The 22,560-nt window shown below is 40.7% G+C and carries 14 protein-coding genes; all 14 read left to right on the forward strand.

The genetic code is table 11. From position 1 onward, the window contains the following. Positions 1-4 precede the first annotated feature (4 nt). The 14 genes from AC3FI7_RS02695 (at position 5) to AC3FI7_RS02760 (ending at position 22,554) form a co-directional block, all read left to right on the forward strand. Positions 5-1,489: a xylulokinase gene (locus tag AC3FI7_RS02695; RefSeq protein ID WP_142722528.1), complete on the forward strand. Its 1,485-nt coding sequence runs from the start codon at positions 5-7 to the stop codon at positions 1,487-1,489. Positions 1,490-1,595: 106 nt separating this feature from the next. Further along, a complete protein-coding gene (gene xylA / locus AC3FI7_RS02700; RefSeq protein WP_142722529.1) occupies positions 1,596-2,924 on the forward strand; it encodes a xylose isomerase in 1,329 nt (442 codons plus the stop codon). 96 nt (positions 2,925-3,020) lie between these two features. Beyond that, positions 3,021-5,915, forward strand: coding sequence for a SusC/RagA family TonB-linked outer membrane protein (locus AC3FI7_RS02705; protein ID WP_343658276.1), 2,895 nt, complete (start codon positions 3,021-3,023; stop codon positions 5,913-5,915). 12 nt (positions 5,916-5,927) lie between these two features. Next, positions 5,928-7,886: a RagB/SusD family nutrient uptake outer membrane protein gene (locus tag AC3FI7_RS02710; RefSeq protein WP_142722531.1), complete on the forward strand. Its 1,959-nt coding sequence runs from the start codon at positions 5,928-5,930 to the stop codon at positions 7,884-7,886. A gap of 78 nt (positions 7,887-7,964) precedes the next feature. Continuing rightward, positions 7,965-9,140 (forward strand): mannonate dehydratase, encoded by a 1,176-nt coding sequence (gene uxuA / locus AC3FI7_RS02715; RefSeq protein ID WP_142722532.1) that lies wholly within the window; start codon positions 7,965-7,967, stop codon positions 9,138-9,140. Between the two features lie 32 nt (positions 9,141-9,172). Continuing rightward, positions 9,173-9,988, forward strand: coding sequence for an SDR family oxidoreductase (locus AC3FI7_RS02720; protein WP_491461323.1), 816 nt, complete (start codon positions 9,173-9,175; stop codon positions 9,986-9,988). Between the two features lie 240 nt (positions 9,989-10,228). Further along, the gene (gene uxaC, locus AC3FI7_RS02725; RefSeq protein WP_142722534.1) at positions 10,229-11,647 is read left to right on the forward strand and encodes a glucuronate isomerase; all 1,419 of its coding nucleotides are present in this window, start codon (positions 10,229-10,231) and stop codon (positions 11,645-11,647) included. Positions 11,648-11,651: 4 nt separating this feature from the next. After that, positions 11,652-12,650 (forward strand): sugar kinase, encoded by a 999-nt coding sequence (locus tag AC3FI7_RS02730; protein ID WP_491461324.1) that lies wholly within the window; start codon positions 11,652-11,654, stop codon positions 12,648-12,650. Continuing rightward, positions 12,647-13,279 carry a bifunctional 4-hydroxy-2-oxoglutarate aldolase/2-dehydro-3-deoxy-phosphogluconate aldolase gene (locus tag AC3FI7_RS02735; protein ID WP_491461325.1) on the forward strand — a complete coding sequence of 211 codons (633 nt, stop codon included), beginning with the start codon at positions 12,647-12,649 and terminating at the stop codon, positions 13,277-13,279. The genes AC3FI7_RS02730 and AC3FI7_RS02735 overlap by 4 nt, the downstream gene beginning before the upstream one ends. A 4-nt stretch (positions 13,280-13,283) precedes the next feature. After that, positions 13,284-14,558, forward strand: coding sequence for an MFS transporter (locus tag AC3FI7_RS02740; protein WP_185248352.1), 1,275 nt, complete (start codon positions 13,284-13,286; stop codon positions 14,556-14,558). Between the two features lie 37 nt (positions 14,559-14,595). Beyond that, positions 14,596-17,106, forward strand: coding sequence for a glycoside hydrolase family 95 protein (locus AC3FI7_RS02745; RefSeq protein ID WP_491461326.1), 2,511 nt, complete (start codon positions 14,596-14,598; stop codon positions 17,104-17,106). 11 nt (positions 17,107-17,117) lie between these two features. Beyond that, positions 17,118-18,836, forward strand: coding sequence for a glycoside hydrolase family 43 protein (locus AC3FI7_RS02750; RefSeq protein ID WP_491461327.1), 1,719 nt, complete (start codon positions 17,118-17,120; stop codon positions 18,834-18,836). Between the two features lie 87 nt (positions 18,837-18,923). Beyond that, a complete protein-coding gene (locus AC3FI7_RS02755) occupies positions 18,924-20,528 on the forward strand; it encodes a glycoside hydrolase family 43 protein (protein WP_491461328.1) in 1,605 nt (534 codons plus the stop codon). A gap of 100 nt (positions 20,529-20,628) precedes the next feature. Further along, complete coding sequence (locus AC3FI7_RS02760) at positions 20,629-22,554, forward strand: alpha/beta hydrolase-fold protein (protein ID WP_491461329.1); 1,926 nt, start codon at positions 20,629-20,631, stop codon at positions 22,552-22,554. The last annotated feature ends 6 nt before the right edge of the window (positions 22,555-22,560 follow it).

Here is a 22,560-nt window from a genome sequence, read left to right on the forward strand (position 1 = left end):
AATTATGTACTTACTAGGCTATGACATTGGCAGTTCTTCTGTGAAAGTTTGTCTCATCGAGGCATCCAGTGGAAAAGTGATTGCTTCTGAATTTTCTCCCAAAAAAGAAATGAAAATCACTGCTATAAATCCAGGATGGGCAGAGCAAAATCCAGTTGACTGGTGGATCAATCTGAAGTTGGCTCATGAAGCTGTCATGCATGAATCCGGTGTACATGCTGAAGATATTAAAGGAATTGGAATCACCTGGCAGATGCATGGGCTGATTCTGGTAGATAAAGATCAGAATCTTTTAAGACCGTCAATTATATGGTGTGACAGCCGTGCTGTTCCTTATGGAGAAAAAGCTTTTAAGGAAATAGGGGAAGAGAAATGTTTATCACATCTTTTAAATTCACCGGGAAATTTTACTGCATCAAAGCTTGCATGGGTAAAAGAAAACGAGCCTGAAATTTTTGAAAAGATAGACAAAATAATGCTTCCGGGAGACTATATTGCGATGAGACTTTCCGGACAGATCGGAATGACCATCGAAGGATTATCAGAAGGAATATTCTGGGATTTTAAAAACAACTGCATATCGGAAGATATCATTAATCACTATGGAATTCCCAAAAGTTTTTTCCCGGAAATTGTACCTACATTTGGGATTCAGGCAACCGTTTCAAAAGCAGCAGCTGAAGAATTAGGCTTAAAAGAAGGTACCCCTATCTCTTACAGAGCCGGTGACCAGCCCAACAATGCACTTTCCCTGAATGTTTTTAACCCGGGTGAAATTGCCTCTACAGCAGGAACTTCCGGAGTAGTGTACGGAGTTCTGGATCAGCTGGAATATGATAAATTGTCAAGAGTAAATACATTTGCCCATGTCAACTACACACCGGAACAGATCAGGCTGGGCGTTTTACTGTGCATTAACGGAACCGGTATTTTAAATTCCTGGCTGAAGCATAATTTTGCAACCTCACTTTCTTCTTATGGTGATATGAATGATATGGCTTCACTTTCACCGATTGGCTCAAAAGGATTAAGCATTATTCCTTTTGGAAACGGGGCCGAAAGAGTGCTGGAAAATAAAGATACAAGCTGTTCTATTCATGGAATTAACTTCAATATACATACTAAGGGAGATATACTGCGTGCAGCGCAGGAAGGTATTGTATTCTCTTACGAATACGGAATGGATATCATGAGAAATATCGGAATGGATATTCAGGTGATCCGTGCAGGAAATGCCAACATGTTTTTAAGTTCAATTTTTCGCCAGTCGCTATCCAGTGTAAGCAATGCGGTCATTGAACTTTATGATACCGATGGAGCGGTAGGGGCAGCAAGAGCTGCCGGAATGGGAATAGGGTTTTACTCAGATTCCAGAGAAGCATTTTCTTCACTCGAACAAATAGCGGTGATAGAGCCTGAACACGAAAAACGAGAACAATATTTAGAAGCCTATGGCAGATGGAAACATCATCTTAACGAAATAATCTAGGACAATTACAACCGTATTTTTCATCCTCTTACTGACTTTTAAGACGCAGTGAGAAGGGTATCTCTACGCAAAAATTTAAAATTAAATTAAAAATAATCAAATAAATATGAACACTTTAACAGGTACAAAAGAGTTTTTTACGGGTATTGAAAAAATTAAGTTTGAAGGGAAGGAGAGCAAGAACCCGTTGGCATTCCGCTATTATGATGCGGAAAAGATCGTGATGGGAAAACCTATGAAAGACTGGACAAGATTTGCGATGGCATGGTGGCACACCCTGTGTGCAAACGGAAGTGATCCGTTCGGAGGTCCTACCATCCACCACCCATGGGATATCGGAAATGATGCTGTGACCAGAGCAATGCATAAAATGGACGCAGGCTTTGAATTCATGTCTAAAATGGGCTTCAGTTATTACTGCTTCCATGATATCGATTTGGTAGATCCTGCGGATAACTGGAAAGACTATGAGAAGAATATGCAGGCGATTGTAGAATACGCAAAACAAAAGCAGCAGGAAACCGGAATTAAGCTTTTATGGGGAACAGCCAATGTTTTCACGCATGAAAGATACATGAACGGCGCTTCTACCAATCCAAATTTTGATGTAGTGGCATGCGCAGGAACCCAGGTGAAAAATTCAATAGATGCTACCATAGCACTTGGAGGTGAAAATTATGTTTTCTGGGGAGGAAGAGAAGGATATATGAGCCTTTTAAACACGGATATGAAACGTGAAAAAGACCATCTGGCCCGTTTTCTTTCCATGTCAAGAGACTATGCACGCCAGCAAGGCTTTAAAGGAACTTTCCTGATCGAGCCAAAGCCGATGGAACCTACCAAACATCAGTACGATTATGACTCTGAAACAGTAATAGGATTCCTTAGACATTACGGATTAGACAAAGATTTTAAACTGAACATCGAAGTAAACCATGCTACATTGGCGGGGCACACGTTCGAGCATGAACTTCAGGTTGCAGTAGATGCAGGACTTCTAGGAAGCATTGATGCCAACAGAGGAGATTATCAGAACGGATGGGATACCGACCAATTCCCGATTGATTATTATGACATGGTTCAGGCATGGCTTGTACTGCTTCCGGCAGGAGGACTGGGAACAGGAGGCGTAAATTTTGATGCCAAAATCAGAAGAAATTCTATTGATGCTGAAGATTTATTCATTTCACACATTTCAGGAATGGATGTATTCGCAAAAGGTCTTCTTGCTGCAGCTGATATTCTTGAAAATTCGGATTACAAAAAACTGAGAACAAACCGCTACGCTTCTTTTGATAACGGAAATGGAAAAGCATTCGAGGAGGGTACACTTACACTGGAAGATCTTCAGAGAATCGCTCACGAAATAGGCGAACCACAGCCAAAAAGCGGAAAACAGGAATTGTTTGAAGCCATCGTGAATATGTATATATAATAATAAAATAAAAGGCTAATAAACACTAAGGATTTTTATAAACTATAATTATTAAAACAGCCTTTTATTCAACAACTAATACTAAAAATAATAATTATGAACCGATTTTATTTCAATAAAAGCAATAGAGCGGCATTATTTTTTGCAATGACTTTATTGCCTTCCGGTATTGCATATTCACAGGTTAAAAAAGATACAGTAGCTAAGGAGAATAAAATAGATGAAGTTGTTGTGATAGGATATGGAACCCAGAGAAAAGAAGCTGTAACAGGTTCCGTTGCTACTGTTAAAGGAGATGCTTTGCGTGAAGTGCCTTCTGCCAACATTACCCAGGCATTACAGGGAAGAACAGCAGGGGTAGATATCTCACAAACCTCTACAAAACCGGGTGCTGCCATGCAGATCCGTATCAGGGGAACAAGGTCTCTGACCGGAGATAATAACCCGTTGATTGTATTGGATGGTATTCCTTTTGTGGGATCACTGGGAGATATCAGCTCAAGTGATATCAAAAGTATTGACATCCTGAAAGATGCCTCAGCTACAGCCATCTATGGGTCAAGAGGAGCAAACGGGGTTATTCTCGTTACCACCAACAGAGGAGCAAAAGGGCAGAGGCCTAAATTTACCTATAACACCTTTACAGGAGTTCAGACTCTGTTTTCAAAATATCCTATGATGGATGGCCCTCAGTTTGCAAAATTGCGTGCTTATGCCATTCCTGCTGGAAATACGACGCCTTTGTATTCCAATGGGGTGGATGAGAACAACAGTGTTAATACAGACTGGCAAAGCCTGTACTATAAGCCGGCAATGATGACCAGCCATGATATCGGGGTTTCAGGAGGAACAGAAGGTGGAAACTATAATGTGGGATTATCTTATTTTAAGCAAAATGCATTAATTCCGCTTCAGAGTTATGAAAGATTTGCCCTGCGTACAGCTATCGATCAGCAGGTAGGTTCTTCTTTCAGATTTGGTTTTACCACGAATACCAACTATTCTGTCTCCCAGGGAAATGGAGTAAATCCGGGAGCAGTTCTGGGATATTCTCCTATTGCCAATCCTTATAATTCGGATGGAAGCCTTAAAAGAGTAATGAGTACGGCTGGTGGAATTGATCAGACATGGATTTATACCAGAAGAAGTCTGGAAAATCTGGGAGATAAATATATTGATGAAACCAAGGCTTTTGCATCCTATAATAATCTTTATGGTGAGGTCAACCTGCCAATCAAAGGATTGAAATACCGATTGAATGTAGGTTTGGATTTCCGTACCTCAAACAGCGGAAACTATACAGGTGTGGGAGTATTCAACACCAATCCGCAGGGGCCTTCAGCTGCTGGAAGAGGAAATAACCAGACTTATCACTGGGTGTTGGAAAACCTTTTGACTTATGACCGTACATTTGGTAAGCATAAGATTAATGCTGTAGCATTATATTCTGCAGAAGGGAATAAGTATACAAGCTCATATATGAGTGCAAAGAACGTTCCGGCAGACTTTTTCCAGTATTATAACTTAGGACAGTCACCACAGGCAGATATTACCGTAAGACCTGAAGATCAGATTTATTGGAAAACAGGTTTGCTGTCTGGAATGGGAAGAATCATGTATACCTATGACAACAAGTATATGCTGACAGCAACACTTCGTGCAGACGGGTCTTCAAGACTGGCTCCGGGTAACAAATGGCATACTTATCCTGCATTATCATTAGGGTGGAATGTTACCAACGAATCTTTTATGCAGAATATTAAAGCTATTAATCTCCTTAAATTCAGAGCGGGATGGGGACAGACTTCCAATCAGGCTGTAAATCCGTATTCCACACTGGGAGCACTTACAGTTACTCCTTATAATTTTGGAGGGACCAACAGTACAGGAGTTTATGTAAGCCAGGCACCAAATCCTAATCTTGGCTGGGAATATTCAAAAACCCAAAACTATGGGGTAGACTTCGGCCTGTTTAACAATCGTCTTACAGGAAGTGTGGAATATTACAAAACCCATACATATGACCTGTTGACACAGAAAAGCCTTCCGCCATCCACAGCCATAGGTTCTATTGTATCCAATGTGGCAGAAACAGAAAATAAAGGTTTTGAAGTAAGTCTTAACGGGGTCATTTTTGATAACCCGGATGGGTTTACCTGGGAGGCCGGAATTAACTTCTATACCAACAGAAACAAAATTTTATCTCTTGCATCCGGAACACCGCGTGATGTTAATAACTTATGGTTTGTAGGGCATAATATCAACTCTTTATATGATTATCAGTATATAGGGCTTTGGCAGGCCGGAGATCCTTACCAGAATATTCTGGAACCAGGAACAGCAGCTGATGTTGTAGGATCTATTAAAGTGCTGTATACAGGAGGTTATAATCCTGACGGGACGCCGGTAAGAGCCATAGGACCTGATGACAGACAGATCTTTGATACCGCTCCGAAATTTCAGGGAGGATTCAATATGCGTTTTGCCTATAAGAATTTTGAACTTAGTACGGTAGGAGCTTTCCAGCATGGAGGAATCCTGATAAGCTCTCTATACGGATCTGCAAGTTATCTTAACAGATTAACAGGTCGTGGTAATAACGTGGATGTTGACTATTGGACAGAAGATAATACAGGTGCCTACTTTCCGCGTCCCGGACGTCATTTAAGTGGTGATAATCCAAAGTATTCTTCCACTTTGGCAATGTTTGATGCTTCCTATCTTAAGCTTCGTACCATAACATTAGGGTATAATATCGATAAAGACTTTTTAAAGGATTTGAAGATCACCAGTTTAAGAATCTACTTTACGGTAACCAATCCTGTGGTATTATTTTCTCCTTATCATAAATTCTCAGGAATGGATCCGGAACCTAACTCTTTAGGTAATGAAAACCAGGCTGTAAGCGGATATCAATCGAGACAGCCGATTATTGGAACCAATAACCCTTCTACAAGAAATTATTTAATGGGACTTAACTTAACCTTTTAAAACCGGACAGTCATGATAAATTTTAATAAAAAACTGATAATTGGAGCCATCTTCTTATCACTTACATTTACAGGATGTAATGAAATTCTTGACGAGCAGCCAAGATCAAGCTACACCGTTGACTACTTTAATACACCGGACGGAATCAACCAGAGTTTTACTTCCCTGTACAGACAGCTGAGATTGCTGTATGGAAACGGATATTTTATGAGCAATTGCCAGAATGGAACGGATGAGTCTACCTGGGCACAAAGTGCTGATGGTAATTTTAAGGAATTGGATATGTCCGGAAACGGAATTATCAATTCCAATACTTTTCCAACAAGCATGATTTGGGGGTCGGTTTTCCCTTATATTAATACGGCTAACGGGATTATAGAAAAAGGACCGGGATTCGGAATTGCAGAATCTATGATTTCTGAAGCCAGGTTTTTCAGAGCATTCGACTATTTCATGCTGGTGCAGACCTATGGGGGAGTTCCATTGGATCTTGGAGCTGGAGAACTTAAGTTTAATACTTTACCTGCAACAATTTCCACAAGAAATACAGTTACTGAAGTTTATACAAAGGTGATTTTTCCAGATCTTGTTAAAGCTATTGATAATCTCCCTGCAGCACCAAGAGTAACAGGCGGAGTTACAAAGAATGTAGCAAGATTATTTCTGGCCAAAGCTTATCTTACTTATGGCTGGTGGCTGCAGAATCCTAACAATATCCCTACTTATCCGGAAGTAGCGAGAAATGACCCTGACGGGCACAACGCCCAATGGTATTTTCAGCAGGCCTACGATATAGCTATGGCAGGAATTAATAACCCCGGAAGTTATGGCCTTCAGCCCACTTTTTATGATGTAAATGTTGGAGCTAATGACAGAAACAGTGAGTCTATGCTGTATGCAGACCACACACAGTCAAGCTCCTATTACAATGAAAGTGATCCTGTAGGATTTGGGTCTGGCTGGGCCCCTGACAATTTTGCCGCCTGGATGCAGACATGGAATTATACAGCCATCAAAAGCAGCAAAACAACAGCATGGGCAGGAGCAGACGTGGTAAGCTCAATACAGCGTGAAGCAGCCCAACCTCTGGGACGCCCATGGGTACGTATGTGTCCTACTCTGGGAGTTATTAAAAATACTTTTGCCGATAAAACCAATGATTCCCGCTATGATGGAACTTTTGTAACCACTTACAGAGGAAACTGGAATAAAAACGGAACAGGGCTTACAGGTGTGGCCGTATTGTATAACGCCAATAACCTTCCGGTACAACCTGGAGGAGCTATCCTGAGTTTCCTTAATGATGACAGCCAGACCCCTACCTATCCTTCAGGATCAGGACAAAGCGGCGTAGGTGCAGGGACTCTGCCGGGAAGAGCAGACTGGGTGATTGCGCCAAACGGAATCAGCAGAATTGTATACCCGGGATTATGGAAGATAGGAACTTACCGTACTGATGATCCAAATGGTTTAGGATATCCGAATGCAGGATTAACCCGTCCTTTCAGCGTTGCCAAATTCTCAGAATTCTATTTTATTGCTGCGGAAGCAGCCGTTAAAGGTGCTTCAGGAGCGATGACAGCCAGAGATCTTATCAATGTCATTCGTGCCCGTGCCGGAAAATGGAAGTTCAATAATGCCCAGAATGCTGCTTATGTAGCAGATAACAGTGCAGCGATGACTGCTGCTACACCCGCTGTAATTACTATTGATTATATCCTTGCAGAGAGATCCCGTGAATATTACGGAGAATTTTACAGATGGTATGATCTGGTACGTACACAGAAATGGGGAGATTATGCAGCTACCTACCAGATCGGGGGAGCTTCTTATGGAGATCATACTCCACAGACAGTAACGAGAACCATCAAGCCTTTCCATTATCTGAGACCAATTCCTCAGAATCAGCTTGATGCAATGGAAGTTTCTGCTGATATTAAGGCAAAATATCAGAACCCCGGATACAATTAATTTCATTCTACATTCATATCAGCAACAGAGTAGGTGTGAAAGCACCTGCTTTGTTTACTGAATTAAAATTTAAAAATTATGGAAAAAACCTGGCGTTGGTTTGGAAAAAAAGACAAAATAGAACTGAGCACGCTTCGTCAAATAGGAGTAGAAGGAATTGTTTCTGCACTGCATGATATCCCAAACGGAGAAATCTGGAATCCGGAGGCCATCAATGATTATAAAAACTATATAGAAAGCCACGGACTTCGCTGGTCTGTTGTGGAAAGTCTTCCCGTGAGTGAAGCTATCAAATACGGAGGTGAAGACCGTGACTCTTTAATAGAAAATTATATCACAAGCCTTGAAAATTTGGGTAAAGCAGGCATTACAACAGTTTGCTACAATTTTATGCCTGTTCTGGACTGGGCACGTACCGATCTTTTCCACGAATGGGAAGACGGTTCGTCATCCCTCTATTTCGACAAAGCCAAATTTGCGTACTTCGAAATTCATATCCTTCAAAGAGAAGGGGCAGAAAACGACTATAATCCGGAGATCCTTCAGAAGGTAGAAGAATTAAAAAATACATTAACGGAGAAAGATAACAATGACCTGATAGATTCAGTCATTGTAAAAACACAGGGATTCGTGAACGGAAATATCAAAGAAGGTGAAATAAATCCTGTGGAAAAGTTCAAAAGTTTATTGGAATTGTATGATGGTATCGATAAACATCAGCTTCGTCAGAACATGAAATATTTCCTTGAAAAAATAATGCCTGTCTGTGAAAAATGGAATATCCAGATGTGTGTACACCCTGATGATCCTCCGTTTTCACTATTGGGTTTACCAAGAATAGTGACCAATGAAGAAGATATTGACTGGCTTCTGCAGGCTGTTGACAATCCTCACAACGGGTTGACTTTCTGTGCGGGTTCTTTAAGTGCTAATCTTCAGAATGATGTTCCCAAGCTGGCTCAGAAATTTGCCCACCGGACAAAATTCGTTCACCTGAGAAGTACCAATGTCTTTGAAAATGGTGACTTCATCGAGGCCCATCACCTGGGAGGAAGAGGAAAACTCATCGACGTGATCCGTGTATTTGAAAAAGAAAACCCTGATCTGCCCATGAGAATTGACCACGGAAGACTTTTAACAGAAGATGTTGATAAAGGATATAATCCCGGCTATTCATTTTTGGGACGAATGCTGGCATTGGGTCAGATCGAAGGAGTAATGGCCGCAGTACAGTCGGAATTACAGAAAAATTAATCTGCGTTTGTAATAAAATAGTAAAAAGTAAAATGAAAGACCTGTTTAGTATTAAAGACAAAGTCGCAGTCATCACAGGGGCTTCAGGTGTTTTAGGAGGAAGTCTTGCTAAAAGTTTTATAGATGCCGGCGCCAGAGTTGTGGCACTGGGAAGAAACCAGGAAACACTGGACACACGTGTAAAAGAACTGACAGACTTGGGAGGAGATGCATTCGCTATAGAAGCCAATGTGATGGATATAGAAAGCCTTGAATCTGCTGCAGAGAAAATAAAGGAAAAATATAGCAGCATTGATATTCTGCTCAATATAGCCGGTGGAAATATTCCGGCTGCAACCTTATCTCCCGAACAGTCATTTTTTGATATGGATATGAAGGGATGGGCAGAAGTTACCGATCTTAATATCAACGGAACCGTTTACCCCAGCTATGTTTTCGGAAAAGTAATGGCTGAGCAGGGGAGTGGAAACATTATCAATATTTCTTCTATGGCTGCCTATTCAGCCATTACAAGAGTGGCAGGATATTCTGCAGCCAAATCAGCAATTACCAATTTTACCCAATGGCTGGCCTCTGATCTTGCATTAAAATTCGGAGATAAGATACGTGTGAATGCCGTGGCACCAGGATTTTTCATTGGAGATCAGAACCGTGCAATCCTTCTGAATCCGGACGGAAGTTTGACAGAGCGAAGTAAAAAAGTAATAGCCAAAACACCGATGCAGAGATTTGGAGAAGTAGAAGAGCTGAACGGTGTTGTACAGTTTCTGTGCTCAGAGGCAGCAAGTTTCATCACAGGTGCACTGATTCCTGTTGACGGAGGTTTCAGCGCCTTCAGTGGAGTATAAAAAACTAATTTCTTCATATATAATAATTGGAACAGGACCTTAATGGTTTCATTCAAGGTCTTGTTTTTAAAATGTAGACACCAAAGTGTTGTGAAAATCTTTGATTTTCATTTTATGTGAACTTTTCTGCAGAATTATTTTAAACTTTCTTAAGTGAGCTAAAGTGTTTTAAAATAAAGATTTTGTGACTTTGCAGAGTTTAAACAAGTTAATTAAAATCCAGGATTGTAAAAATAAATAATGAGTAATTCCATTAAAAATAAAAATGTTTTCGGAGAACTGTTTTTGCTTGAATCAGCAAAGGCAGAGAATCTGTATTTCGGCTATGCTAAAGAGATGCCGGTTATCGATTATCACAATCATCTTGAGCCGGATGTTATTTCGGCCAATCAGCATTTCCGCTCCCCAAACGCTATCTGGCTGGATGGTGACCATTACAAATGGAGAGCCATGAGAAACTTTGGTACTGATGAACAGTTTATTTCCGGAAATGCTTCAGATCAGGAAAAATTCAGGAAATGGGCAGAGGTAGTACCTTATACCCTTCGTAACCCCTTATTTCACTGGACTCATTTGGAACTCAAAAATCCTTTTGGAATCAGCGAGTATTTATCACCCAAAAATGCAGATACCGTGTATCATCAGATGAATGAAAGTCTGCAGACACCTGGTTTTTTGCCACAATCCATTATTGAAAATTTTAAAGTAGAAGCCTTATGTACTACAGATGATCCTGCTGATGATCTGGTTCATCATAAAGCATTAAAAAACAGTGGATTTAAAACAGCTGTTCTTCCGGCTTTCCGCCCTGATGCCTATATTAATATGATAAATCCCGAGCAGTATCTTTCAGGAATTAAAAAGCTTGAAAAAGTCTGTGGGTTTTCAATCACTTCAGCTTCTGATCTGTTGAATGCACTTCAGTCCAGAATCAATTATTTTGTGGAAGCAGGGGCCAAAGTGGCCGATCACGGCTTTGAATATTTTCCGGATACCAAAAAGTGGAATCAAAACCTTGAAAAAGAGTTTTCCGAATTCCTGAAGGGCAATCTCTCAACATTTTCCGATCCTGAAGCTTTATGCGGCTATATGCTGAAAGAGCTTTGCAAAATGTATGCAGAAAAAGGCTGGGTACAGCAGTTTCATGTAGGGGCAACCCGAAACAACAATTCAGAAATGTTCAGAAAAATGGGTGCCAATGCAGGATACGATGCCATTGGAGAGCCGTATTACGCACAGAGAATGAGTATTTTGCTGGATGAACTGAATTCGGAAGAAAAGCTGACCAAAACTATTATTTACAATCTGAATCCGGCATTTAATGAAGTTCTGGCATCCCTTGCCGGAAATTTCAATGAAGGAGGCATCAAATCCAAAGTACAGTTTGGAGCAGCCTGGTGGTTTCTTGATCAGCTTGACGGGATGACCAAGCAGATGAATACGCTTTCCAATATCGGTCTGATCAGCACTTTTGTCGGCATGCTGACTGATTCCCGAAGCCTTTTATCATTCTCAAGACACGATTATTTCAGGAGGCTTTTATGCAATATGTTCGGAAGTGAAATGGAAAGAGGTCTTCTTCCCGATGACGAAAAATGGGTAGGAAAGATCATCCAGGATATCTGTTATCACAATACAAAAAATTATTTTGAAATATAATACTATGCAGGACTCGACGAAAATATTATGTTTCGGGGAACTGCTTCTCCACTTTGCCCCGGATTCCGAAGGAAAGTGGCTGAATGAGCAGTCTCTTAAGATGTATATAGGCGGAGCAGAATACAATGTAGCAGCAGCACTTTCCCAATGGAAGAATTCTGTCAAACTGTTATCAGCATTACCGGAGAATTTTGTAGCAAACCAGCTGGAATCTCAGCTTAACAGTAAAGGAATAGAAGTCCTTGCAGAAAAAACTCAGGGAAGAATAGGAACATTTTATCTTTCTTCTGATGGAGATATGCAGAATGCTTCAGTGGTGTACGATCGTTTTCCGTCTGTTTTTACCCAATCGGATTTTGAAACTTTCAGTGATGATGAGATATTTTCAGAGGTAAAATGGCTGCATATAAGTACCATCACACCGGCTTTGAGCGACAATGCATTCCGCAAATGTTTACAGATCATGAAGGAAGCCAGAACAAGAAATATTACGGTTTCTCTCGACCTGAATTACAGGGCGTTGCTTTGGCAAAACCAGAATCCTCACAAAATTAAAGAGCTGATGCCATTTGTGAATGTTCTCATGGGAAATATCTGGTCTGTTGGGCAGTTTTTGGATATTCTGGTTGAATATGAGCTTAACGGAAAATTTGATGATGAAAATCTTCTGAAACAGGCCGAGAAAACAGCATTGGAAATCAGAAGACAATTTCCGGGGGTGGAAAAAATAGCCAATACCTTCCGCTTTACAAACGGAGAAAAGGTCAATTATTTTGCCACCTTATTTGCTGGTGAACAGCTTTTGATTTCAGAAAAATACAATTCAGATAAAATTGAAGAAAGGGTAGGAAGCGGTGATTCTTTCATGGCCGCTTTGATTCATGGAATTTTAAAAGGAAATCCTGAACAGCAGGTTCTGGAAGATGCTACAAAAGTTGCTTTTAAAAAGCTTTTTGTAAAAGGAGATACCATTGATGAAAGCATTAATATCGAAACATTATGAATGAAATAGTACAAAAAATAAAAGACCAGAAAATCGTTCCGTTGTTTTATAACGAATCGTTTGAAGTCTCAAAAAATATCATAAAAGCTTTATACGAAGCAGGAATCCGTGTGATAGAATATACCAACCGCGGCCATCAGGCATTGGAAAATTTCACTAAGCTGAAAGAAATTTCCCATACAGAATTTCCTGGTCTTCTGTTAGGAATCGGGACGGTAAAAAATATACAGGAAATAGATGATTATGCTAACGTAAAATCAGATTTTATCATTACACCGGTTATCAATGAGGCATTGGTGAAACATACTCTCGAAAAAAATATCCTTCTGATTCCGGGCTGCTTTACCCCTTCCGATATCAATATCGCGCATCAGAATGGGTTAACACTGGTTAAAATATTTCCGGCTGATGCTTTAGGAAAGAACTACATCAAATCGGTGCAACCTGTTTTTCCGGGAATGAATTTTATGCCCACCGGAGGAATTCATGCTGAAACTGAAGATATCAGGGAATGGCTCAATGGAGGTGCCATAGCAGCAGGGTTGGGAAGCTCTCTCATCGGAAAAGATATTAATGAAGAAGCACTGACTCGTAAAACAAAAAATTTATTACAACAACTTAATCAATAACTCAATGCAGGCTCCTCAAAACCGCAATATAAGATGGTGGATGCTGTCCCTTGTCTTTCTCGCCACTACGATCAATTATCTTGACCGTCAGGTAATGGGTTTACTGAAACCTGTACTGGAAAAGGAATTCAGCTGGGACGAAAAAGATTACAGCTATATCGTCATGGCCTTTACCACGACTTATGCCATCGGTTATATGGCGATGGGAAGGTTTATAGACAGGGTGGGAACCAAAATCGGGTATGCGGTTTCCCTTATTGTATGGAGCTTGGCCTCTATAGGACACGGTTTTGTGAAAAGTACCATCGGGTTTATCATTGCGAGAAGTACCTTAGGCATCAGTGAGGCAGGGAACTTTCCTGCTGCCATCAAATCAGTGGCTGAATGGTTTCCCAAAAAAGAAAGAGCACTGGCAACCGGAATTTTTAACTCAGGAGCAACGGTGGGAGCTATTTTAGCGCCGTTATTGGTTCCGTTCATTCTCGGACATTACGGCTGGAGGCAGACTTTTGTATGGATCGGAGCTTTGGGTATGGTTTGGATTGTCCTTTGGTGGAAATTCTATGCCGTTCCGGAGAAAGCCAAAAATCTCAGCAAGGAAGAACTGCAGTACATAAAAAGTGATCAGGCTGAAAAAACAGAAGAGAAAACGAAAATTCCTTTATCGGAATTACTCAAATATAAAGTAACATGGTCATTTGCCATCGGTAAAATGTTAACCGATCCTATCTGGTATTTCTTCATGTTCTGGCTGCCGGCCTATTTCTCGGATGTATTCAAAATGGATTTAACAAAACCATCTCTTCCGTTAATTATTATTTACAGCGGAACCACGATCGGAAGTATTGGTGGAGGATATCTCTCATCATTTCTGATCAAAAAAGGCTGGGCCATCGGAAGAGCCAGAAGTATTACAATGTTATTATTTGCTTTGATGGTGGTTCCGGTCATGTTCTCAAAATATGTAGATAATATGTGGATGATCACGGTTATCATTGCTTTTGCAACAGCCGCACACCAGGGTTGGGGTGCCAATCTTATGACCACGGTCGGAGACCAGTTACCCAACAGCTATGTCAGTTCTGTCATTGGTTTTGGCGGAATGCTCGGTTCTGCAGCAGGAATTATTTTTCCTTTGTTCATCGGAATCGTTTTGGACACATTCAAAAAGGCAGGAAACGTCAATGGCGGTTACAATATTATTTTCTTTATCGCAGGCATTTCATATGTTGCAGCCTGGGGACTCATTTCGTTGATCAACAGAAAGAAAACAGTTTAGTATAACAATAATATAGTTTGAAGTTTAAAAAGTAAAAATGAAATCCGGGTTTTACATCACCATAGGTCTTCTGATCAGTATATTTTCCTTTGGCCAGAAAGGAGGAAAATATAAGCTGTGGTATGACAAGCCCGCAAAACAATGGGTGGAAGCTTTACCGGTAGGAAACGGAAACATGGCAGCTATGGTCTATGGAGACCCTTATCAGGAAAAGCTTCAGCTGAACGAAGGGACATTCTGGTCCGGAGGCCCTTCCCGAAATGATAATCCGGATGCTCCAAAAGTTCTGGATTCCATCCGGTATTATATTTTCAACGGAAACTATAAAAGAGCCCAGATCCTTGCGGATAAGGGATTAACAGCGAAAACAGTTCACGGTTCGGCATTTCAGAATATTGGTGATTTTACACTGGATCTGAATAACCTTAAAGAGATCAGAAATTATTACAGAGAACTGGACATTGAAAAAGCTATCACAACCACCACATTTACTTCTGAAGGCATTAATTTTAAAAGAGAAGTCTTTGCCTCAATTCCTGATCATGTAATCGTTATTAAATTAAGTTCAGATCACAGGAATGCACTGAACTTTACAGCAAAATTCAACAGCGAGCTCAAAAAGGAAGTCAAAGTCATTGATGCCACTACTTTACAGATGGATGGGGTTTCTTCCACATTAGACGGCATTCAGGGGCAGGTGAAGTTCAGTGCACTGGCAAAACTCATGACCAAAGGTGGCAAAACTCAGATCTCAGAGAGCGGAATTTCGGTAAGCAATGCTCATGAGGTTACGATTCTTATTGCAATGGCCACTAATTTTACAGACTACAAAAATTTAAATACAGACGAAGTTACAAAAGCCAGAAAGTATATTGAAGCAGCAGCAAATAAGAGTTTCAAAACTTTAGTTCAAAACCATCTGAATGCTTATCAGAACTATTTCAAAAGAGTAGATCTGAATTTAGGAACTTCCGAAGCAGCAAAAAATCCTACAGATGTCCGTATTAAAAATTTTGCAACGGGTTATGACCCGGAGCTTATTTCATTATATTATCAGTTCGGGCGTTATCTCCTGATTTCTTCCTCTCAGCCGGGTGGCCAGCCTGCGAATTTGCAGGGGATCTGGAACAATTCCAATAAACCGGCCTGGGACAGCAAGTATACGATTAACATTAATACGGAAATGAATTACTGGCCGGCAGAAAAGACCAATCTTCCTGAAATGCATGAACCATTGATCCGGATGATAAAAGATTTGAGCGAAACAGGAAAAGAAACGGCAAAAACAATGTACAACAGCCGTGGCTGGGTAGCACATCATAATACCGATATCTGGAGAATAACAGGGGTAGTGGATTTTGCCAATGCCGGAATGTGGCCGATGGGCGGAGCCTGGCTTTCACAGCATTTGTGGGAAAAATATTTATACAGCGGAGACAAAAACTATCTGCGAACCATTTATCCTGTTCTGAAATCTGCAGCACAGTTTTATGAAGATTTCCTGATTGAAGAGCCTGCGAATCACTGGCTGGTGGCAAGCCCGTCAATGTCACCCGAAAATATTCCGCAGGGACACCAGGGAAGTGCTCTGGCGGCGGGAAATACAATGGACAATCAATTGATGTTCGATTTGTTCACCAAAACAAAAAAGGCAGCACAGATTCTCAATACAGATTCAGATAAAATTCAGGTCTGGAACACTATTATTTCAAAATTACCACCGATGAAAATCGGAAGTTACGGACAATTGCAGGAATGGATGGAAGACCTGGACGATCCTAAAGATAACCACAGACATGTTTCGCATCTATACGGATTATTTCCTTCCAACCAGATCAGTCCGTTTACCACACCGGAATTGCTGGACGCCTCCAGAACCGTACTCGTTCACCGTGGTGATGTATCCACAGGCTGGTCAATGGGCTGGAAAGTCAACCTTTGGGCTAAATTATTAGATGGAAATCACGCCAATAAATTAATCAAAGATCAGTTAACACTGGTAGAAAAAGACGGTTGGGGCAGCAAAGGCGGAACATATCCGAATCTTTTCGATGCACATCCTCCATTCCAGATTGATGGAAATTTCGGCTGTACTTCCGGGATTACCGAAATGCTTCTGCAGACTCAAAATGGTTTTATAGACATTCTTCCTGCACTTCCGGTTGAGTGGAAAAACGGCAGCATTTCAGGGCTGAAAGCATATGGAGGTTTCGAAGTCAGTATTATCTGGGAAAACAATCAAGCTAAAGAAATTACCATAAAATCCGGATCGGGAGGAAACTGCAGAATAAGACTTCCGAACGAAATGCAGCTTTCCGGAAATGCAGAACTGAAAAAAGCAGAAGGTAAAAACCCGAATTCTTTATTTGAAATTCCGGAAACTCCGAAACCTGTGATTTCTGACAAAGCAAAATTGAATCCAGTTGAAATTAAAACTGATCTTATCTATGATTTCCCGACTGAAGCAGGGAAGGTCTATACATTAAGAAGGAGTGATAAAAGCTCTGAAGGACAATCCGAAACTAAATCTATTTACAATAAAAACTAAAAAATCTATATATGAAAAAGAGTCTAATGAATCCTTTTTTTTTAAGAAATAAAACCAATGTCATTGCAGTGGCAGCACTACTTTCCATCAGTAACCTCTCTGCACAGACTTTTTCCGACTTCAACTACCATGGAAACGATAAAATATATAATGACAACCCTCTTAAGCCGGATGAGTTCTATTCCCCGATTTTACAGGGCTGTTATCCTGATCCCAGCATTACCAAAAAAGGTGACGATTATTACCTGGTAAACTCTTCTTTTTCAATGTTCCCAGGTGTTCCGATTTTCACGTCTAAAGATCTGGTAAACTGGAAGCAGGTGGGACACGTTTTGGACAGGCCTTCCCAGCTTAAAGTTGAAAAATCTGGGGTTTCGCATGGAATTTATGCACCGGATATCAAATACAATAAGCACAACGACACTTTTTATATGATCACTACCCAGTTTGCAGGCGGTATCGGAAATATGGTCGTAAAAACCAAAGATCCTGCAAAAGGATGGAGCGAAGTCCAAAAGCTAAACTTTGACGGTATTGATCCTTCTATTTTCTTTGATGATGATGGAAAAGCTTACATTGTTCACAACGATGCTCCTCCACAAGGTACTGAGCAGTACAGCGGTCACCGTGTTATTAAGATTTGGGACTATGATCTCGAAAAAGACCAGGTAGTTGCGGGTTCGGATAAGATTATTGTAAACGGAGGCGTGGATCTTTCCCAAAAACCCATCTGGATTGAAGGTCCCCATATTTACAAAAAGAACGGTAAATATTACCTGATGTGTGCAGAAGGCGGAACGGGAGGCAACCATAGCGAGGTGATTTTTATGGCAGATTCTCCGAAAGGACCATTTGTTCCCGCTAAAAATAATCCAATTCTTACGCAAAGATATTTTCCGAGAGACCGAAAAGAAAAAGTGGATTGGGCAGGTCATGCAGATTTGGTGGAAGGTCCGAACGGACAATGGTATGGCGTATTTTTAGCAATTCGTCCGAATGTCAGCAACCGTGTTAACAAAGGCCGTGAAACTTTTATTCTTCCTGTAGACTGGAGCGGAACGTATCCTGTCTTCCAAAATGGCCTGGTTCCGATGAAACCAAAATTGAAAATGCCACAAGGTGTTCAGAATCAAACCGGGCAAACCGGATTTTTCCCGAACGGCAACTTTGCATACAACGATAAACTAACCGATAAAAACCTCGATTTCCGTTGGATTGCCATGCGTGGTCCTCGTGAAAACTTCATTACTGCAACAAAAAATGGTGTAAAAGTGAGCCCAATGGAAACGAACATCAAAGCGTTGGCTCCGATTTCATCTTTGTTCCATAGATTACAGCACGAAGACTTCGAAACTTCCGTAACCTTGGATTATAAACCAAAATCGGAAAAAGAATTGGCTGGAATTACCCTCTACCAAAGCGAAACATTCAATTACGTTTTTGGAATTACCAAAAAAGATAAAGATTTCTACATCGTATTGGAAAGAACAGAAAAAGGACAGTCAAAATTGATTGCCAGCGAAAAGATTTCATTATCCAAACCGGTTAAACTGCAGGTTGTTGCCGATAAAGATGAACATAACTTTAATTATTCACTGGATGGCAGGAACTATAAAAACCTTGGCGGACCGGTTTCAGGAGATATACTTTCTACCGATGTAGCGGGAGGTTTTACAGGAAGCCTTATCGGACTTTACAGCACCTCTTCCAATGATATTGTACCGAATTAAGTTAGTAATAGCAATGTCACACTGAGCTTGTCGAAGTGTTTCCTTTTAAGACTGAAAAGAATCAAATCGAACCAAAATATCAAAAACGTGAAAATCAAAAAATCTTATATAGTTTCTTTATTGGGATTTATCGGGCTGAATCTTCTTTCAGCCCAGGTAAACCCTTCCGGAAAACAGAGTACCGCATTTACCAATCCCATCATCTGGGCAGATGCACCGGATTTATCCATTACCAGAAACGGAAATGATTTTTACCTGATCAGTACCACTATGCATCTGATGCCCGGAGCTCCGGTAATGCATTCCAGAGATCTGGTACATTGGGAAATGTCCGGGTATGTTTTTGACACTTTGAATGACAACTCAAAATATGATTTATTGAACGGAACCGTTTACGGCAGGGGCCAATGGGCTTCATCAATTCGCTACCATAAAGGGAAATATTATGTTTTGTTTTCTCCTAATGATGAACCTTTCAAATCCTATTTCTATGTGACTGATCATCCCGAAAAAGGAAAATGGAAACTCATCACCAGAACACGGCATTTTCATGATGCGTCTTTATTTTTTGATGATGACAGGATATACGTTTTTACTTCCAACAAAGTTTTTGAACTGAGTCCTGATTTTAAAGAAGTGATCGGAAATCCGGATGGAATTGAAGTATTTCAGAAAGATGCTTCGGAAACCGGACTTCTGGAAGGTAATCAGATCATCAAAAGAAACGGAAAATATTATATGATGATGATATCATGGCCAAGAAACGGAAAACGCCGTCAGGTAGTCTACAGGGCAGATAAATTGACAGGTCCTTACGAGAAAAAAGTAATTCTGGAAGATAATTTTTTAGGATTTTCCTATGCAGGTCAGGGCGCTTTGATAGATGATAAAAACGGAAACTGGTATTCCCTTATTTTCCAGGACAGAAACGGAGTGGGACGCGTTCCGCTGCTTCTGCCTGTACAATGGGAAAATGACTGGCCAGTACTGGGGGATAACGGAAAAGTTCCTTTGAAAGGAGAAGTTCCGCTTCCGCCGTTCAAACCCAAAAATCATCTGGTGGAAAGCGATGAGTTCTCTGATAAAACAATGAAAATCCAGTGGCAATGGAATCATAATCCGGTGAATGAAGCATGGTCTTTATCTGAAAGAAAAGGCTTTCTGAGACTGAAAACCAGCAGAGCGGTAGACAATCTGTACGCGGCTCCCAACACTTTGACCCAGAGAATGGAGGGTCCGACTTCTTCAGCAGTTGTCGCCATGGATCTTAAAGGAATGAAAGATGGAGATGTAGCAGGTTTCAGTGCCTTCAACGGGGATTCCGGGATTTTGTCAGTAGTAAAGGAAGGTGAAGAAAAATTCATTGTTTTTTCAACCAACGAAGTGAGCCTGGATAATAAAACAAAAGCCATTACAGGGGTTAAAAAAGAAGAAAAAAAACGGATTCCTCTTAATTCTGATAAAGTTTTTCTTCGTATCGATGCTGATTTTAACCTCGGGAAAGATCTTGCAGACTTTTATTACAGTACTGATCAGAAGAACTGGACGGAAATGGCAAAAGATTACAAAATGATCTTTGATTACCGTAGATTTTTTATGGGATCAAAATTCGCAGTTTTCAATTATGCCACTAAAAATACCGGAGGCTTCGTAGATGTAGATTTTTTCAGAGTCAATGAAGCCGGAAAATAAGAATCAGAAGCAGATAAAAGTCTGTTGTAAACAGTAAGTAAAATATACGCTATTATTTTTTTATCTGAAATAATAAGTGTGAAAAATACAAATAAAAATCATGAATAAATCAGTTATATTGGCTTTAGGACTTGTTTTGTCGGGAATATTTGTTTCCGCGCAAACTCTTGATCAGCAGGCGCCGCAGGGTTTCGATGTGGAAAATGCTGCTGTTTCCCACGGGAAAATTGACACGATTCAATACCAATCGAAAACCGTTGGAACAACAAGAAGAGCTTTGATTTACACACCGCCAGGATTCAAAAAAAGTGAAAAATATCCCGTTCTTTATCTTCTTCACGGAATTGGCGGGGATGAAAAAGAGTGGTTCAACCAGGGAAAACCCAATATTATTCTGGATAATCTTTATGCACAGGGAAAACTGCAGCCGATGATTGTTGTACTTCCCAATGGCCGTGCGATGAAGGATGACAGGGCGACGGGAAATATAATGGCTCCGGATAAAGTTGAAGCTTTTGCAACTTTTGAAAAAGATTTACTGAATGATCTGATTCCGTTTGTAGAGAAAAAATATCCGGTTAAAAAAGACCGTGAAAACCGTGCTTTGGCAGGACTGTCAATGGGAGGCGGACAGACACAGAATTTTGCTTTCGGAAACATTGATAAGTTTGCCTGGCTGGGTGCATTTTCTTCTGCACCCAATACAAAAGAGCCCAATAAGCTTTTACCCAATCCACAGGATGCGTTAAAACTGAAGCTGATTTTTATTTCCTGTGGCGATGCAGACGGGCTGATGCCTTTCAGCAAGAGAACCAGTGATTATCTGAGAAAAAATAAAATCCCCCATATTTTTTATATAGAACCAGGCGGCCATGATTTTAAGGTTTGGAAAAATGATTTATATATCTTTTCACAGCTGTTGTTTAAGCCTGTTGATAAAACCAAGTTTGAAGGATTTACCGTTTTGGGAACTCCTGCAGCAACCAATATCAGAAATGCCCAGTATCCTCAGATCCTTCCCGACGGAAGGGTGATGTTCAAAGTGAAGGCACCGGAAGCGCAAAAAGTTCAGATCGATTTAGGGAAAAAATATGACCTGAAAAAGGATGCTGATGGCTTCTGGACAGGTACAACTGATCCGCAAAGCGGAAGCTTCCATTATTATTCCCTGCTGATTGATGGGGTTGCGGTTGCAGATCCGTCCAGCGAAACATTCTACGGAATGGGAAGGTATGCCAGTGGAATAGATATTCCTTTCGAAGGAGATGATTTCTATGCGTTAAAAGACGTCCCTCATGGAGATATCCGTATTAAAAATTTCTATTCCAAAGTCACCAATTCCTGGAGAAGAATTTTTATTTACACGCCACCGGGTTACGACCAGAATCCTGCTGAATCTTATCCTGCACTGTATATTTTACATGGCGGAGGTGAAGATGAAAGCGGCTGGGCGAACCAGGGCAAGACCAATCTGATTCTGGACAATCTGATTGCAGAAGGAAAGGCAAAAAAAATGGTCATCATTATGCCGGACGCCAATATCGGACAGGGCGGAATCCGGAACTTTGGAGAGCGCAATCTTCAGATGTTTGAAAAAGAGCTGAAAGAATCCATCATTCCATTTGCAGAATCCAGTTACAGGATAAAAAAAGGTAAAGAAAACCGTGCATTGGCAGGACTTTCCATGGGTGGAATTTATACGCTGTATGCCGGAATTCAGAATTCAGATATGTTTTCCGGTCTGGGAGTTTTCAGCTCAGGATACATGTTGCCGATGCTTCAGGATGTTGCCGATAAACAGTACCAATTTTTAAATGAAAATAGATCTGCTTTTTCATCCAGTATCAGAAATTTCTGGATTTCAATGGGTGGAAAAGATGATATTGCTTATGAAAACGGTCAGAAAATGCTGAAAGAACTGGATAAAACCGGAATTAAGTATACGTACACAGATTATCCTGGAGGCCACACATGGCCGGTTTGGAGAAATAGTCTGCATCAGTTTGCCCAGGTACTTTTTAAATAATGTTTT

The sequence above is a fragment of the Chryseobacterium sp. TQ-BC-N36 genome (assembly GCF_058382295.1).

Coding starts and splice junctions, on each gene's coding strand:
- AC3FI7_RS02695 (WP_142722528.1), top strand. CDS start 5: ATGTACTTACTAGGCTATGACATTGGCAGTTCTTCTGTGAAAGTTTGT.
- xylA (WP_142722529.1), top strand. CDS start 1,596: ATGAACACTTTAACAGGTACAAAAGAGTTTTTTACGGGTATTGAAAAA.
- AC3FI7_RS02705 (WP_343658276.1), top strand. CDS start 3,021: ATGAACCGATTTTATTTCAATAAAAGCAATAGAGCGGCATTATTTTTT.
- AC3FI7_RS02710 (WP_142722531.1), top strand. CDS start 5,928: ATGATAAATTTTAATAAAAAACTGATAATTGGAGCCATCTTCTTATCA.
- uxuA (WP_142722532.1), top strand. CDS start 7,965: ATGGAAAAAACCTGGCGTTGGTTTGGAAAAAAAGACAAAATAGAACTG.
- AC3FI7_RS02720 (WP_491461323.1), top strand. CDS start 9,173: ATGAAAGACCTGTTTAGTATTAAAGACAAAGTCGCAGTCATCACAGGG.
- uxaC (WP_142722534.1), top strand. CDS start 10,229: ATGAGTAATTCCATTAAAAATAAAAATGTTTTCGGAGAACTGTTTTTG.
- AC3FI7_RS02730 (WP_491461324.1), top strand. CDS start 11,652: ATGCAGGACTCGACGAAAATATTATGTTTCGGGGAACTGCTTCTCCAC.
- AC3FI7_RS02735 (WP_491461325.1), top strand. CDS start 12,647: ATGAATGAAATAGTACAAAAAATAAAAGACCAGAAAATCGTTCCGTTG.
- AC3FI7_RS02740 (WP_185248352.1), top strand. CDS start 13,284: ATGCAGGCTCCTCAAAACCGCAATATAAGATGGTGGATGCTGTCCCTT.
- AC3FI7_RS02745 (WP_491461326.1), top strand. CDS start 14,596: ATGAAATCCGGGTTTTACATCACCATAGGTCTTCTGATCAGTATATTT.
- AC3FI7_RS02750 (WP_491461327.1), top strand. CDS start 17,118: ATGAAAAAGAGTCTAATGAATCCTTTTTTTTTAAGAAATAAAACCAAT.
- AC3FI7_RS02760 (WP_491461329.1), top strand. CDS start 20,629: ATGAATAAATCAGTTATATTGGCTTTAGGACTTGTTTTGTCGGGAATA.